Here is a 15,876-nt window from a genome sequence, read left to right as displayed (position 1 = left end):
GAGCATCATCTTGAACCTTGTCAGCGCCTTCAGCGAGTGCGGCTGACCGGCAGGCATGATGATTGTCTGGCCTGCTCCGAGTTCGTGCGGCTTGCCAGAGATACGAATCTTGACGTTTCCTTCAGGCACGTAAACGAGCGCGTCGAAGGGCGCGGTGTGTTCCGAAAGCCCCTGACCCTCGTCGAACGCGAAGAGCGTGACTGTACCCGTCTCTTTCTTGATTATCGTCTTTGAGACAACCGCTCCCTCCTGGTAGTCTATCATCCCGCATAACTCGCGCACCTCGCCATTCTTTTTATTATCCATGAATCACTCCGATAGTTTATGCTCTAGATATGTTTTGAGCGCGACCGCATTGTTGCGCTCCTCGTCCTTTGCCGCGTAAAGAAAAGCACGATTAACCTTCTCAATCAATTCGAGGAGCGGCTTTAGCGACTCTTTATTGGCGTCCAGTTCCTTCGCGTAGCGGTGTTTGAACTCCGCCTAATCATCCGGGTCGTGGTCAAATCATTTGCGAAACTCATCTGAGGGCGCATCGTCCTTGAGCCGCAGGTCAATCCTGGCCTTCTCCTTCGTGACACCGCGCGCCAACAATAATGCGTAAGCGCTTGTCGGCACGCTGTTTATAGTATACTCTCTTGAGTCTTACCATCTCGAAATAGGCTGTTTTTTTGTCCAGCTATTTGCATTTATCCTGCGGGCTCTCTGCAAAAAGGGTGCTGCATTTACCGGGGTTTTTCACAACCCTTTATGCTTGGCCGCTATCTTATCCGCAAGTTCGTCAAGCGCTTTATAGTCTGCCTCGGTTGCAAGCCCCTTAGCGAGCACGGTGCCAAGAACCTCGACCTTGAGGTTCGGTATCATGTTTGAGAGTATTTCGACGGTCTTTCCGCCCCAGCCGAAGGAGCCTATTATCGCGAGGTATTTAGTCTTAGGCTTCAGCGCGTTTGCAAGAAACGTCGCATAAGCGGCGGCGGGGTGAGGGCCTGCGAGAACGGTGGGAGTCGCAACGACAACGGTTGCAGCGTCCACGAGCGACATGGCAATCTTGCCTATGTCGGAGCCAGGGACGTCGAACTGTTGAACGCCTATTCCTCTCTCTATTAGTGCCGAGACCAGGTAGGAAACCATCTGGCGGGTGCTCTCGTGCATTGAGACGTATGGTATCACGACCATGTTCTTCGGCGTATCCGAAACCCATTCCCTGTAGGCGGAGATGATGAACTCCGGGTTCTTATAGATGGGACCGTGACTCGGCGCAATCATCTCAATCTTATACGGAGCAAGCTTTTCAAGGTTTTTCTGGATTATTGTCCGGAACGGCATCATTATCTCCGCGAAGTAGCGCTTGGCAGCCTCGTACACTCTGCCTTCATCGGTAACGTAAAGTTCTGAAGACGCTATATGAGAGCCGAAAAAGTCACATGAGAAGAGAATCTTTTCTTCCTTGAGATACGTAACCATCGTCTCCGGCCAATGCACCCAAGGTGTATAGATGAACTTCAAGGTCATGTCGCCCAGTGAAAGCTCCTCGCCGTCCTCGACTGTTTTAAAACGCTCCTCATTGATGCCCAGGAGATCCAAAAGCATGGGCTTGGCTTTGGTTGAGCACAAAAGCTTCGCGTCGGGGTATTTTTCGAGAACGTGCGGGAGTGAGCCGGAGTGGTCCTGCTCGGCGTGATGGGAGATGACGTAATCGAGCCTGGAGACGTCCTTGAGCTGTTTCAAGAACTCATGCGAGAAAGGTGGATCAGTCGTGTCTATGAGAACCGTCTTCTCCGAGCCTCTGACGAGATATGCGTTGTAACTGGTGCCGTCAGGCAATGGGATTAATGAATCAAACAATCTTCTATCCCAATCTATGGTTCCAAACCACGCAATTCTGTCGTTTATCTCTCTAGATTTCAACAAATTACCTCCTTTAGTTTTCCTATTATTTATATAGACATTTAATATTATAGGCAAGGAACTCGGTGTGTCAACCCTTTTTCGTATGAAAAGAAACAGGGAGAAGGTAACAACGCCACTCTTTAGTCGGGCTTATTTGATACATGTATGAGACTACTGATTGCCGGAATCAGGAATAACAATGAAGTTAGAATAAATGCGCAAAGCATTATCCAGCTCAGCCCCGGTATCATCCTGCCCTGTGGAGATACAACCTGATAAATCACCCTGACCAACCATAGACCAGACATGACAAGCATCCAGATTCTTACAAAGGACAAGTGTTGATAAAAACGGATAGAAAGGAGGATAGTAATTGCGCCTAGAATGGCGAGCGATAACCCCATGAAGAAGTTGGTCGCCATCACTGCCCGCAGGAGTTCTTCAGGTGCATCACCCATGTAAGATTTCCATTTGTACAAATACGGCACGAAAAGATGCCATAAGCCGAATCCCACGGAGATAATTCCACCGGAAATAAAGCAAATCCTCTGCCACAATGCCGTCATATTAAACCGGATTGTACTCAATAGCAGTTCACGATCAATAAGATCGAAACAATTCTGAATGACGACTCATGTGGAGGCGTCAATAAACCTCGTGAAACTGCCTTACAGGCTTTATTATGGAAGGAAGTCTGAAAATATCACCAATACCCCACTGCTCCTTCGTCCCTGGAGCTACCCATAATTTGCCTGGTTCATCTTTAGGGTGGTATCCGACTATGTAGTAAGTGCCTGATTGTGGAAGAGTTATCCATTTCTTGATATAAATCCATGAATCCGTATTCGTGATTGGTTCATGAAAAAACTCAGGATTAATTATTGAATCGGTTTCAAATAAGATTGCGCCTGAACTTGGCGGTATCTTGAATGGAAGCTTTGACTCAGGCAAACCTGGTCCGACCAATGCAACGGCGGGTCTATAGTTCTTGAGTCGGTTGATTACAGGTACACCCAAGCTGATATACAACCTGTAATCCTTCTCAGCTTCAAGCCTGAGCCAGATACGGGGATGAGAATCACTAACTTCGTGATAAACGACATAGGAAACATCAGGATTTTCTATTTTTAAGGCATTCCTGTAATCAGAAGATTTGACATTATCCTCCAAAGGCTTATGCGCATACACAAAAGATAAAAGAAAAATTGAAAAGATCAACTGGATTTTGCTTTTCATTTTCCATCCTTTTTAACCCATTATTATAGAACAAAAATCCTAGTCGTCAAGTAGGAAAACTTAAGAAACCTCTACTTCCACTTTGTAATTATTGACTCCCTATGGAAAAGCCTTACAGCCAGCCTCAAAACAAGAATATCGATAAGAAGAATTGCTACGGATAGCAGAATAATCATAATCGGCTTAAACACCAGAATGCCAAGAAGCTGAATTGCGACGATTCCAAACAATGGAAGCACAATGAGTATCGCCAAGTTCTGGGCGCCTTTTGCATCGCGCGCGCGAGAAGAACCTATAACCCCTACAAGGAAACTCAGCAAAGTAACTAAAGGCACTACAAGAATCAAGGATAATACAAACTCAAGAGAGACAACAAGATGCAGCAGTGATACAGGACCGATGATCGCTACCCCGGCAAGGAACAGCACTGCACATATCCATGTAACAAGTACAGCAGGAATCGCACCGTAAAGCGCTTTTGCTATAAGAAGCTCCCAGGTCTTGACAGGCGTCGCAAGAAGCGGTTCAAGCGTGCCTGTTTGTTTTTCCTCGATTATGGAGAAGGTGGCAAGCCCGTTTGCGACCATCGCAGGGATAAGAAGTATGTACAAAGGCATGAGCGAATAAAAAAAGAGTTTGAATCTATCAATCGGAGAAAGGGATGTAACGGCAGGAGTAATCCGTGCAAGTTTCTGAACCCCCTCGTGGAATATGGTTGTTGAAAGCGCCTCAGGCCCGGCAATGCTTACAACGAGCCAGATGACAAAAAGAACCTGCACCGTGATGAGAATCGGGAAAAGGGTCATGAAGAGTACCGAATTCGGAGTTCTTAAAGCGTTGAGCCATTCCTTTCGAACCACATTTGAGATGTTGCGCCACGATCTACCTGCTGCCATCTTTAGTATCCTTCGATTCTTCCATGAGACTCAAGTATACTTCCTCGAGAGAATGCTCGGCCTCATAAAAGCTTTTTACCTTCCCTCCAGCCTTGACTATCGCCTCAATCAGCAAGGGTCGGTTCTTGTCGAAATCCAAAAGCTTTACGGCAAGCTTGCCCGATTTTTCAACTGCATCCTTTACATAAGCACGCATCCTGACTGATTTAAGAATCCTTTCGTTTAAAGTCTCGAGTTCTACAACCACCTCCCTATCGAAAAGCCTTCTTCTGAGGTTTTTCGATTTATCAAGAGCGATAAGCATTGTATTAAATAATGCTATGCGGTCAGATAGCTCTTCAGCTTCTTCGAGGTTGTGAGTACAGAGAAATATGGTGCGCCCCTGCGATTTGAGCTGGCGGATAAGTTCTCTCACCTCTCGCGCAGCCTCGGGATCAAGACCCGCAGTAGGTTCGTCAAGGAAGAGGATTCTGGGTTCGTGAAGCATCGCCCTTGCCAGAGCAAGTCGCTGTTTCATCCCTTTTGAATATCTTCCGACTTTATCGTTTGCGCGATCAGTCAATCCCATTAAAGCAAAATATTTTGAAACTTGAGCGTTTACGTCGATTCCGGGATAAAAGCGTGCAAAAAAATTGAGATTTTCGGCTGCGGTCAGTCTTTCATAGAACCCTGGATTCTCGGTTAAAAGCCCTATGCACTCATGCAAACCTTCTAATTCTTTATTTAAGAGAATTCCTGCAACCCTTGCCTCTCCGCTTGTTGGCGCTATAACTCCAGCAAGCATACGAATGGTCGTCGTCTTTCCTGCTCCATTCGGACCAAGGAACGAAAGAACCTCTCCTTTATTTACTGATAAGGTTAGTTTATCGACTGCAATAAGATCCCCGAACTTCTTTGTGAGTTTGCTTGTCTCAATAACTGCCTGCATTATTTACCTTTCAAACATTTTCTTTCAGAGTACAACTGGAACTTAAATAATATTCATTCAGATTTGGAAATAGAGCATACAGTACACAATCGCACCCTGACAAATGATATAACTAAATATCAAGTTCAGGTTCTTCTTTGACCGAGTTGTAGAGTTCAGCGCCGCAATGGGAGCATTTCCCCGAATACCAGTAGAACCTCGTGCCGCATTCCGGACACGACCACCGCGTCTCCTCTTCTGCGAGCCAGCCTTTGACGCCTTTATCCAGGATTGTGCGCAAATTCTTGAAGATAGCGGAATGATGAGGCGCTTCGTCGTTGCGGAAGTTTGCGATTGTCTGGCAAGGAAAATCGCCGCATTCGCTGCAAAACTCCAGACCTTTACCTCTCGCACAAAGACGCATCCCGCAGTCAGTGCAGAACATTGCGGTCACGTCGGTTTTGCATCCGTGACAGCGAAGGTCATTGACAGTACATGGCTCTTCATCTGCGGCTTTTTTTATCCATTCCTCATCTCCTCGTTCGTTGGCACCAAGAACCGGGCATGCTCCGCAGTTGAGGCCACAGAAGCTATCGTATCTGAATTCCATTATTCCTCCTTAAATACACTTATAAAAGATCTAAATCAGCGGCCTCATCCTTAGCGTTATAAAGTTTTGACCCGCACTTAGTGCAAACTTCATCGTACCATGAAAACGAAGTTCCGCATTTCTTGCATGACCAGCGTTCAGCTTGTTCTGAAAGCCAGCTTTCTTTCCCTTTCTCGCTTATCGACTCAAGATCCTTGAAGATCAAGGCAAGGTGAGGTTTGATTTTTTTGTGTTCAGGAAATGAGGCTGTCATCTTGCATGGAAACTCATCGCACTGGTTGCAGAACTCGTAGCCTTTGGATTCAGCGCAAGGTCTTATCTTGCAAGGTTTGCATGATTCTGATATCTGTCCTGATTTACACCCATAGCATACGAGCTGCTCCGGTTTACAGTTCCACTTGCTAGCCAATTCTTCAAGACCGCCGCGCTTGCGTGCCATGAGAACGAAACAAGCTCCGCAATAAATACCGCATGGCGCATCAAAACGTTCTTTCATGAAATCCTCTATATGTCCAGGGGGTACTCTGAGAGACCAAGTTCCGCTACTTCATCTACGCTTGATTTTACCTTTCTCCCGCATTTACAGCACTTATCCTCGTACCAGGCGAACAGCTCTCCGCATTCGGGGCATGACCAGCGCTTTCTTTGGTACTCGAGCCATTGCTCTGAGCCTATCGTACGAACTCTTTCGAGTTCAGAAGGCTGCAGCCGCAGATGCGGACGTTCCTTTGAAAGCTCCTTAAGTCTCTTGAAGTGGGCGCAGGGGTAATCTCCGCAATCGATGCAGAAGCCTACGCCCCTTCCCCTCGCGCAGCCGCGTATGGTGCATTCTGAACAGAATTTCGATACCTTTTCGGATCTGCATCCATAGCACTCAAGGTCCTCGGGAGCGCACTTCCACTGCCTTGCGTAGGCTTTTAACTTTCCGCGTTTAAGAGCAAGAATCAATAGGCAACTCCCACAATAAAGGCCACAGTGAGAATCATTTCGTGTCTCCATCCAATCTCCTTTCTTATGACCTGAAGGATAGTATTCCCGATTATCACTTTGTCAATCCTGCTCAATGTTGAGACAATCGTTGTCTTTTTTTAAGAGTTAAACAACGATGAATATTAACACTCCCAGCAAAACTCAGCAACGTCGAAGTATTGATTCCATGAAGATGCTTCGTGTTTTCGTGGGCTTCGAATGTGGGCACCCATTAAAAACGTGCAACGTTTTTAATGGGTTATAATCGTATATACCATTTACGCCAGTCAAGAAAAAAGCCCACTCCTATGCATATTCCGGTTACCGCAGCCGTCCCGAAGATTACCCATAGTAATGATGCGTCGAGAGGTATCACTGCGTTAAGGCCGAGGATAAGGAGGTTACTCAGGATGTATATGACGAGCGCGTTGCGGCCTATGACGGGCAGAACCGGTATCTTCCACTTCCATATGTCTGCAAGGAAGTAAAACAAAAGCATCATAAGCGCGCTCACACCTGTAGAGAAGACGATGTATGACGCCGACACCAGATGCTTGTTGAACGGTAAAAGAAAAGAGAGCCCAATACCAAGTGCGGTGAGTACCGCCCCCTGGATCCCTAAAACGCCTGTAACAGTTTTCTGAGCTTTATCGTGAATCCAGTTGCCTGTAGAGGACGCGGCTATGACGATGAATCCCCAGGCTACGGTAGCTGCCGGCCCGCCAAGCCCTCCATCCACGAATAAAACGATAGGAACTCTGAAGTATACGAGAATCTCGTAAGTGATGAAGGGTATGACGCTGAGTACGACACGAGGAAGTGGTTTTAAGAACATAAACGCGAGAGAGTAGATACCTACTGCTCCAATCATCGTTAGGACTCCCCAACCTATCTTACCTAGAACCACCCACTCACCGAAGAACCCGAAACAGAAAAGTATCACATAGCGCAAGATAAAGTGGAAGATTGTTCTTAAAGCACCCTGGGTCTTCATTCGCTTGTTAAAAGAAAGGCTGTAGGAGATTCCGATGGAAAAAAGAAACATAGGTGCGACTAAGTCGGATAGCGTGTACCCATTCCATGGAGCGTGTTTAAGCCATGAGGGAATTGCCGTGTAATCGAAGAGAGAATTTACGATAACCATAAGAAATATGGCAAGCCCCCGCAAAAGATCAAGCGATGCAATTCTTTGTTTAACTGACGACAGGGAAACAACCAGCGATTGAGATTCTTTTCGCCCTATTTCTTCCATATTTATCTTATGAATACGATGCTTAGCGCAAGTCCGGCAATCATACCAACCAAGCCAACGAAGACTGCTCGGGCCCAAGATGGCTTACAAGTCTCCTTCACCGCAATGATGATACTCATAAGTACCCAAAGACTGCCAAAACCGACCCTGAAAAGAGATACTATTTTCCATACAGGTGTAGTCCATAAGGAAGGCCAGAATATCGCGACTAGAGTTTCGGGAAGCCACATCAAGGGCAGGACGAGGATTCCGTATGGAAGTCCGACCGCCGCAAGTACGTCATCGAATTTGTCATTGTCAAGGAATTCGCTAAAGCTTTTTTTACAGGTATTAGCGGTGTTACGGGTGTTACGGGGCATGATGAGGTAGATAACGCTGGACGTCAAGAGCCCTCCGGCAATGGAAACTGGAAGATTGAAGAATCCCTGCCAGAGGTAGTGCTGCTCGCAAGGGATGCGTATCCAGTTGGATTCCACACCGATGCCGCGCGACCAGAGGATTAATGCGGTCGCCGCATAAAGCACGCCGAGAGTGAGGACTCCGAAGAAACCGTAGAGAAGGCGCTTCGGGTCATCGTTAAGCCGGCGTATGGTTTTGACCGGATTTGCAATAATTCCCCATGCGTACGAAAAGCAGTTCATCTGTACCTTTGAGACTTAATGATCCCGGTCAGTTCTTGAAAGGAATTCGCTGACATCACTCGTAAACCTCTCATGTTCGTCCACAAAAGGGTCATGTCCGCTCTCTTCATATACCTTGAAGTCGACGATATCGGAGCAAACAATCACTTCTCTAATCGCTTCAATATTGACTATCAAATCATGCTTTCCTGCGATGATTAGTACGGGAACTGCAAGTGCTGTAAAGATACCTTTATAGTCGAGAGAGATATTGTCGCTCTCATAGGATTTGAGCAGGGCTTTGTTCTTTTCGATATTATATGATTCCATCGAAAGTTTGTTGTAGCGTACGACATCGGGCGGCGGCGGTTTGTGATAATAAAATTCGTAGTAGAGCTTGTCGTACTCATCCTCGGATCCAGCCTCCTGCATCTTTTTGGTAATGGGTGCCAATTCAATGCGCCTGTCTATCTCCTCTTCGGTCTCGCCCAAAGGGACGCTCGCAAGGATAAGGCTTCCGGCATTTCTGGGGCGCTTCTGGGCATAAGCGAGGATAACAAGTCCGCCATATGAGTGACCGAGCAAGTCTATTCGCTCAAGCCCCAGCGCAAGCCTCAAGGTATCGAGATCATCCGCATCTTGCATCACACCATGCGGTCTGGCTGGAGAAGATTCGGGTGACATACCGTGTGCCCTCAAATCGTAGTAGATCAGTCTGCGTTTTTCGGCAAGGGAAAAGAGGCAAGGATGGAAGTACCTGTGATCGACTCCAGGTCCTCCGTGGACAAGAACAAGTGGTGGTCCCTCCCCCTCTTGTTCTACCCAGAAGATTGTTTGGTCTTTTTCGACAAACCTTTTTTTCGTTTTTGGATAATCGCAGGCAGGCCAGAACTTTTTCCCGGATTCTCCTTCTTCCCAGAAACCTTCGGGAGAGTAAATGTAACTCAACCCGTTTGATTGACGAGTTATTGGTTCGAGTTTCATTTCCATTATCTATCTACTACCTCGTAGGGGCCGACCTTCAGGTCGGCCCGTAATTTTGTTTTGACCCATTTGACTTGAACCAATCCAAAAAGTATCTGCTTAGCTCCTTTCTCAATTCGTAGACCCATGAGATTGCATCCCATTGCTTCTGCATGAAATCCATAAACCGGTTGTCGAAATAGTCCCTTTGAAACTCCGTTTCGAAATCGCTTTAATAACTCTGCATTTTCAGAGTGAAGCAGGACATCTATCTTTTCGTCTGAAAGCTTCAATTCCTGCCAACCCTCAATAACTACATAAAGGCCCGCGTACCAATAAGCCATGTAGGGGTAAGCAAAGGCATTTGAGACTGATGACTTCGAGTCATCCTTGCCCTCAGAGTCAATAAGGCCCTTGAAATGCACCCGCATTCGATCTGCCCAGACAAAATATCTGTGAAGTGAAAGAATTGGATTGCTAGCCATGAAATCACTCTTTGACCTTTCCTGGCCGACCTGAAGGTAGGCCCCTACGCTTGAGAATCAACAAATTACTTGCTCAATTCCTCGACAAACGCCGCAATTGAGTCGGCCATCACGAGCGAAGCGTATGAGTTTGGATGAGGATCGTCGGACTGACAATACTCCGCCCTGCGCCAGTTGCTGTCGGGATATGCCCAAATGTCAAAGAGATCGAAGCTTTTGACGTTATTCGCACCATGAGTGCGGCAGGAATCTATGAAATCGGTCTTAAGCCAGTTGGCCCAGGCGCGAGCGCGGTCGTGGTTTTCCTTAGCGCAATCGTCCTTACGGTAGGGCACTGCAGGCATCGCAACAAGAATCTGGTCGGGATGATTTACTGCGTATGGGATTATCTCATCAAGATACGCCTGTTCCCACTCTTTGAGCGCGTCATCAGATGTAAGACCGTCAATAGGATAGTAGCATGATTTGAAAAGGAGTACGCCTGCAGCTTTGGCGTTATACGGAAAGTTTGAGCCGCCGTTTGCGATGTATCCGGCTATGGAAGCGGGATAGGAGTCATCCATCCAGTTGTCTGTGAACGTATATCCTGCGTTCTCAAGAAGGGTCTTAAGGCCGTAATCGGGATCAGGGTGTTCGGAGACTCCATCGTGATCATCGATTATGTTTCCGCCCGTCGACTGATGCATAAAATGCACATGCATCGGTTCAGGTTTTGGATTGCAGGCAGTAAAAAACAAAAGTGCGACTAACACCGTGACTAACATTTTTGTCACGAAAACCTCCTTGGGTAAAACTCGTTTATGTATGACTCTATCCGGAAATCATGGGTTTGTCAATATTAAAGGAATCACTTGCGGCGGATAAGGGTAATAGGCCTGGATATCGGAATAGATGAAGGCCATGCCCTTAACGGATATTCGAAGTCCCAGTTGTTCCACCAGCCTATGAACTCGAAATCCTTGCGCGCTTCAATTATTCTCAAAAACTCTCCGGGATATATAACCCTGCGCACTGATTTATCCTCAAAAACAAGCCTTTTGCCTTTGTCGCTGACGTCGAGGGATATCGTTTCAATGAATGTCTGCTCGACATTGCTTAAAGGTTCGTACGAAACGCAAGTTTTAACTTTGATACCATCATGTTCAATTACCCATGTATCTTCGGTATTCTTGGATGCTACAGGATCAAACTCAACGCACCAGTCAAGGAAGTAGAGACCGCCTTTTCTTAAAATTCGACCGACACAATCAAAGTGGCTGTCTATGTCTTCAGAGCTTCTGACATACAGCGACCCAAGAAGGATAAAGACGAAATCGAACTTCCTATCGAGGGAGAAATCAAGGATGTCGGCTTCGACGAGTTCTGCTTTCATATTTTGCAGGATTCTTTTCCGAGCGAAATCAAGCATTTTTGAGGAAATATCAATCCCCGTATACCTGTATCTCCTCTTAGTAATCTCCCCAAGATGCGGAGCCTGTCCGCATGCAAGTTCAAGTATTGATTTAACAGGTACTTGTGAGTACTGCCGTATACACTCTTCGAAAACGTCAACCTCCTTCGCAATGTCGCGGAACGAAAAGGCAATCTCGTAATAGAGAGGATTATCGTAAAGTCGACTCACCGGGCTCTTTTTTTGAGGTCTTCGTTTATTGTTGTTCTCCATAATCTATTTTGAAGGAATCTCCATACATGTCAACATGATATTGCTCTTGATTTCGCTCAGCTCTTGTGCGTGCTTCCAAAAGGTGCACTAAATGAATCTCTCGAAACGCTCTTTTTTTGCCTTGCAGATGGGACAAACCTCTGGCGGCTCGTCGCGAGCGCAAAGGTAGCCGCACACCTTGCAGCGCCAGACTGGTTTGGACAAGGAAATCTGCGAAAGATTGTCGCCGGTCTTTGGTTTCTTGAATTGCTGGCGTTCCTCCCTTGCCGGCCTGCGTTCCGGTATGGACTCGGGCTTTTTCTCGCCCTTAAGGATTGAGCTGGTAACGTAAAGCGCGCAATAGCAGGAGCCGTATTCACTAAGATCAGCGTCCCTGTAATCACACGGACATATTATATCAACGTCTTCTTCTTTAATGCCGGTGGCCAACCTGCACGGGCAGTTCCAGTAACCATAACGAATTTCGTTAGTTATGAGACCTTCTACAAGCATCTTTGTGAATTCAATATCCGGATTGAGATGGTATCCCCCCTCCTCCGCTTCCCGGTTGAGTCTTTCGTAAATCTTGACTATATTATCTTGCGTAACCCTGTTGGTGGCGTTCATCTATCCGCCAATTGTCTTATTTCATCTTCCTTGAAACCTCTTATGGAACGCTCTCCGTCGTTGATAACGATTGTCGGGAAAGTGCACGCAGGATTATACTTCTTTACTTCTTCGGTAACCTTATCTTTCTCATCTGGTGAGAGAAGATCAACATCTATGTAATAATACTCGATACCAAGCTCGTTAAGGATGGTTTTTGTTTTTCTGCACCAGCCGCAAGTACTAAGAGCGTAAAGGAGTATCTTGCTCTTTTTTTCTCCTTCTATATGTTTAATATCCATGAATTAATCTCCTTTTTCCATCTTTCGATTTATCAACTATAGTATAAACTTCAAACATGTCAAGTTTTGCTATCTTTTATACCTTTTTAGCGATAACGTGGTAAGCAAAAGGAATACGACCGCGAAAACGAAAAACGCGCTGCATCTTGTCAACAGATTTATAGGTATTAATGTGACTTAAATGCACAAGCGAAGTTTAGTCTAGGATATCATGCCATTTTTATTGAATATTTCTCAATAAGCTTTTCCGGATGATACGAAAGCTTTGCCTGCCTTAGACCATCATCCCCTAAATCCTGTTCCCGATTGATAAACAAAGCGTTTCCCCAGACATGTTCCGCGCACTGCTGATTGATGAGTGCATAAAGACCTCTAATCTCCGCATTCGCTTTCTCAATGTGCACGACCACAGTACTTTCGTTCAAAAACTCTCCAAGAGAAAAGGCTTCAACCTTTCCATCTATTGTGATTACACCGCCTACTAGATTTAAGTTTTCGTAATTCATGAGAGCTTCGCGAACGGCATTCCATTCTTCCATAAGACTCAGATCGTCCTCGCACCGTCTTAGCGTACACCAGGTTTCTGCCATATCAAGGCAGGATTTGATATGGCGTAAGCCAAGTTGCTCAAAGCGAAATTCGTAGTTCTTCTTGAAAGCGTTAATATGATTCTTCTTCGAGTGGTATTTGTTCCCGGGAAGCGTTGCCAGCGCCTCCCGAAGATAGACGTAATCAAAATGATGGCGTTGCGGCGAGATCTCGAAAAGAGGCGAATCCCTGAGTTCGTCAACCAGGCGTAAGTCCGCTCTCTCAATTCGCGGGTTTTCTATTCCCAACTCCTGCATCCATCTGAAGAACATGAGTACGGCTTCTGTTTTTGGTCCGAAACCGACAGGCGGAAATCCGTAAAGCTCTCCGGATTCTGATCTGGCTGATATAAGGAGGTTGCCGGAATATACTGACCATTGAAATTTATAATTCTCTCTCCAGATATAAAAGTTCGTAAAGCTTAGCTCGGAAGTAACAGGTTTATAATCCTTTAATAACGAGGATATGAATTCACGATCCTCGATATTCAACGGCTTGAATGCTGGAAATTCCGGATACATAGTTCTCCGCTACAATTTTTTTATCATCTATTGACTGATATATTGACAGTCTTAACAACTACTTTTTCTTTGGCTTAGCCGCAGAATCTTTTGGGTGTTCTTTCCTGCCTTTCAAGTAGATTTCAAACCATCGAAGTATGTGGTTGAGTCTGGCAATTCTGCGGTCGGTTCGACCGGACCTTGAAAGCTCGTGCGTCTCATCAGGGAAACGCACCATCTCCGCAGGAACACCAAGTCGTTTCAAGGCGACAAAAACCTGCTCTCCTTGCTCAGTATCACAGCGGAAGTCATTTTCAGAGTGAATGACCAGTGTGGGAGTTTTGGCTTTTCCAATATAGGCTATCGGAGATTGTCGCCAGTAGTTTTTGAAATTTTCGAAAGGCGGTTTTTCACCGAATTCCAGCTCGAAAACCCAGTTGCCGTCAGAAGATCCCCACATTGATATAAGGTTTGACACTGAGCGCTGGGTAACAGCTGCAGCAAAGCGGTCGGTATGACCGATAATCCAGTTGGTCATATATCCGCCGTATGAACCGCCGGTAACCCCCATCTTCTTACGGTCGATATAAGGTCTCTTGGACACGATGTCAGCCCACTTCATAATATCAAGATAATCCTTGTTCCCCCAGTCGTTCCATATAGCCTTCGAGTGTTTCTCTCCATAGCCCTGACCGCCGCGCGGGTTTGAAAAGTAGACAACGTAGCCCTGCGCCGCAAGGAAGAAGAACTCGTGCATCATGAAATTTCCATAAGGCACTCTGGGCCCGCCGTGAATCTCCAGGATGGAGGGATACTTCTTTTTGGGGTCGAAATCGGGCGGGTGGATAATCCAGCCCTGGAGGTCCATGGTGTTATCGGCGTCGCGGAACCAAACTTCCTCTACTTTGCCGAAATTGGTTGTTCCCAGTATTTTCTTATTGACATTTGTTAGTTTTCTTGGTTTATCTTTCTTCGAATCCTTGAACCAGAGCTGCCCTGGATCGAACATGTTACCAAAAAAGAAAGAGAGTTTCTCCCCGCTTCTGTCGAACTGGAATGCGCCTACGACGCCCTGCCAATTTATTATATCCTCGACTCTACCCGATAGATCAACGGATCTAAGAAGCGTCGAGCCGTGGTGGGCGACCTGGAAATATAATTTTCGGGAATCAGGAGACCACGAAGGCGGCGACTGTTCTATGTGGCCCATGTCGTTAATTGTCCATGCAGAAACGTTGAAATCGTGTCTTGCGGTAAGTGAACGCGCCTTGCCATTTCCGTCGGATGCAACCACCCACATGCGGGTTTGCTTCCACCACTGACCGCGTCCTTCCTTGCCCACATAAGCTATCCATTTTCCATCCGGAGAAAAAACAGGAGAAGTCTTGAATCCGTAAGGCGTAGGGATCTTATTGAGTTTTCCGCCTCTTGCAGATATCGTGTAGAGGTCAATAGCGTCAATGTCGAAATCAGGATCCTTTGAACGGTTTGAACAGAAGATGATACGTCTTGAGTCTTGAAAAAATTGAGGCGAGAATTCGTCGTAGAAATCACCTTCGGTAAGCTGCTGCGCTTTACCGGTTTTCGCGTCAACTGTCCAGATGTGCCAGTGTTCCTTAGGAAGAAAGCCTTCGTCATTATCCTTGAAGAAAACCCTTGTGAAATGTCGGGCGACGATGCCCAGTTTCTTCTTGCGCTCGTCCTTCTCAAGCTCGGCAATCTCTGTGTCCTTCTTGCGGAACATAAGCGCGAACGACTTACCGTCGGGCGACCATTCGAATGAACCAATAGCGCCTTCAAGGTTCGTACACTGACGAGCCTCGCCTCCAGTGAGAGGCATTATATATATCTGAGGCTGTCTTTCGTTACCTCGGTTGGAAATAAAGGCTATGTATTTCCCATCCGGCGACCATCTTGGTGTGCTGTCCGATTGATTGCCGTGCGTGAACTGCATCGGCGTCCCTCTTTCGGTCGAAACCAGCCAGAGGTTGGAATATTTCTTCTCTGTCCTTCTGTCGACTCGCAGTTTTGAGTAGACTACCCATCTGCCGTCAGGTGATAGTTGATTACCCGATATAAGTTCGAAATCATAAAGGTCTTCAGCTTGAATAAAACGCTTTCTTTGTGCCACAAATCCTCCTAAGTCGTTTTTTAATCCTCGCGCAACAATGAACCTAATATAAGCCTTATGCCGATTGTGTCAAGCTCTAAAATCTCAAGAAATTACTACAGGCCTCTTTTCGTTTTTTTTGGACTAGAATACTTCAATACCGAGTGAGAATCCAAGCCAGATATCTGTGTAGAAATTCTGGCCGTCATAATCCCCCAGGAAGAGACCGAAGGACGGAATGGTCTCTCCGTCAAACTGGGCAGAGTTCCAGACATTGAGGGTAGGGCCCGCAAAAATCCT

The 15,876-nt window shown here is 46.4% G+C and carries 21 protein-coding genes; all 21 read right to left on the bottom strand.

What is annotated here, in order from left to right; all coding sequences use genetic code 11:
• The coding region (locus tag GX441_05230) for a cupin domain-containing protein (GenBank protein NLI98048.1) at nucleotides 1–306 on the bottom strand (306 nt) is incomplete at its 3' end.
• A 3-nt stretch (nucleotides 307–309) separates the two neighbouring features.
• Nucleotides 310–453: a DUF488 family protein gene (locus GX441_05225; protein ID NLI98047.1), complete on the bottom strand. Its 144-nt coding sequence runs from the start codon at nucleotides 451–453 to the stop codon at nucleotides 310–312.
• Between the two features lie 285 nt (nucleotides 454–738).
• Nucleotides 739–1,908, bottom strand: a complete 1,170-nt coding sequence (locus tag GX441_05220) for an FprA family A-type flavoprotein (GenBank protein NLI98046.1) — start codon at nucleotides 1,906–1,908, stop codon at nucleotides 739–741.
• 122 nt (nucleotides 1,909–2,030) lie between these two features.
• A complete protein-coding gene (locus GX441_05215) occupies nucleotides 2,031–2,456 on the bottom strand; it encodes a hypothetical protein (GenBank protein ID NLI98045.1) in 426 nt (141 codons plus the stop codon).
• A gap of 79 nt (nucleotides 2,457–2,535) precedes the next feature.
• Nucleotides 2,536–3,126: a hypothetical protein gene (locus GX441_05210; protein ID NLI98044.1), complete on the bottom strand. Its 591-nt coding sequence runs from the start codon at nucleotides 3,124–3,126 to the stop codon at nucleotides 2,536–2,538.
• A 71-nt stretch (nucleotides 3,127–3,197) separates the two neighbouring features.
• Complete coding sequence (locus GX441_05205; GenBank protein ID NLI98043.1) at nucleotides 3,198–4,022, bottom strand: ABC transporter permease subunit; 825 nt, start codon at nucleotides 4,020–4,022, stop codon at nucleotides 3,198–3,200.
• On the bottom strand, nucleotides 4,009–4,950 hold the full coding sequence (locus tag GX441_05200; GenBank protein ID NLI98042.1) for an ABC transporter ATP-binding protein: 942 nt from the start codon (nucleotides 4,948–4,950) through the stop codon (nucleotides 4,009–4,011). The genes GX441_05205 and GX441_05200 overlap by 14 nt, the downstream gene beginning before the upstream one ends.
• A 112-nt stretch (nucleotides 4,951–5,062) precedes the next feature.
• Entirely contained in the window at nucleotides 5,063–5,539 is a 477-nt protein-coding gene (locus GX441_05195; GenBank protein NLI98041.1) for a DUF3795 domain-containing protein, read from the bottom strand.
• Nucleotides 5,540–5,558: 19 nt separating this feature from the next.
• Entirely contained in the window at nucleotides 5,559–6,035 is a 477-nt protein-coding gene (locus GX441_05190) for a DUF3795 domain-containing protein (GenBank protein NLI98040.1), read from the bottom strand.
• Between the two features lie 8 nt (nucleotides 6,036–6,043).
• Nucleotides 6,044–6,487 (bottom strand): DUF3795 domain-containing protein, encoded by a 444-nt coding sequence (locus GX441_05185; GenBank protein ID NLI98039.1) that lies wholly within the window; start codon nucleotides 6,485–6,487, stop codon nucleotides 6,044–6,046.
• Between the two features lie 280 nt (nucleotides 6,488–6,767).
• Entirely contained in the window at nucleotides 6,768–7,760 is a 993-nt protein-coding gene (locus tag GX441_05180; protein ID NLI98038.1) for a DUF5009 domain-containing protein, read from the bottom strand.
• Nucleotides 7,761–7,762: 2 nt separating this feature from the next.
• The gene (locus tag GX441_05175) at nucleotides 7,763–8,401 is read right to left on the bottom strand and encodes a hypothetical protein (protein ID NLI98037.1); all 639 of its coding nucleotides are present in this window, start codon (nucleotides 8,399–8,401) and stop codon (nucleotides 7,763–7,765) included.
• A 15-nt stretch (nucleotides 8,402–8,416) separates the two neighbouring features.
• Nucleotides 8,417–9,370 (bottom strand): alpha/beta hydrolase, encoded by a 954-nt coding sequence (locus GX441_05170; protein NLI98036.1) that lies wholly within the window; start codon nucleotides 9,368–9,370, stop codon nucleotides 8,417–8,419.
• On the bottom strand, nucleotides 9,370–9,828 hold the full coding sequence (locus GX441_05165) for a hypothetical protein (GenBank protein NLI98035.1): 459 nt from the start codon (nucleotides 9,826–9,828) through the stop codon (nucleotides 9,370–9,372). Before GX441_05165 ends, GX441_05170 begins: the two co-directional genes overlap by 1 nt.
• A gap of 65 nt (nucleotides 9,829–9,893) precedes the next feature.
• The gene (locus tag GX441_05160) at nucleotides 9,894–10,601 is read right to left on the bottom strand and encodes a hypothetical protein (GenBank protein ID NLI98034.1); all 708 of its coding nucleotides are present in this window, start codon (nucleotides 10,599–10,601) and stop codon (nucleotides 9,894–9,896) included.
• Between the two features lie 74 nt (nucleotides 10,602–10,675).
• Complete coding sequence (locus tag GX441_05155; GenBank protein ID NLI98033.1) at nucleotides 10,676–11,491, bottom strand: class I SAM-dependent methyltransferase; 816 nt, start codon at nucleotides 11,489–11,491, stop codon at nucleotides 10,676–10,678.
• An 87-nt stretch (nucleotides 11,492–11,578) separates the two neighbouring features.
• On the bottom strand, nucleotides 11,579–12,097 hold the full coding sequence (locus tag GX441_05150) for a ferredoxin:glutaredoxin reductase (protein NLI98032.1): 519 nt from the start codon (nucleotides 12,095–12,097) through the stop codon (nucleotides 11,579–11,581).
• Entirely contained in the window at nucleotides 12,094–12,378 is a 285-nt protein-coding gene (locus tag GX441_05145) for a glutaredoxin family protein (GenBank protein ID NLI98031.1), read from the bottom strand. The genes GX441_05150 and GX441_05145 overlap by 4 nt, the downstream gene beginning before the upstream one ends.
• 209 nt (nucleotides 12,379–12,587) lie before the next feature.
• A complete protein-coding gene (locus GX441_05140; protein ID NLI98030.1) occupies nucleotides 12,588–13,487 on the bottom strand; it encodes a DUF2156 domain-containing protein in 900 nt (299 codons plus the stop codon).
• A gap of 58 nt (nucleotides 13,488–13,545) precedes the next feature.
• A complete protein-coding gene (locus tag GX441_05135) occupies nucleotides 13,546–15,597 on the bottom strand; it encodes a S9 family peptidase (GenBank protein ID NLI98029.1) in 2,052 nt (683 codons plus the stop codon).
• Between the two features lie 123 nt (nucleotides 15,598–15,720).
• The coding region (locus GX441_05130; protein NLI98028.1) for a hypothetical protein at nucleotides 15,721–15,876 on the bottom strand (156 nt) is incomplete at its 5' end.

The organism is bacterium, assembly GCA_012517375.1.
Classification (GTDB): domain Bacteria; phylum Hydrothermota; class Tepidihabitantia; order B3-TA06; family B3-TA06; genus JAAYVC01.
This window is presented reverse-complemented; position numbering and strand designations above follow the sequence as displayed.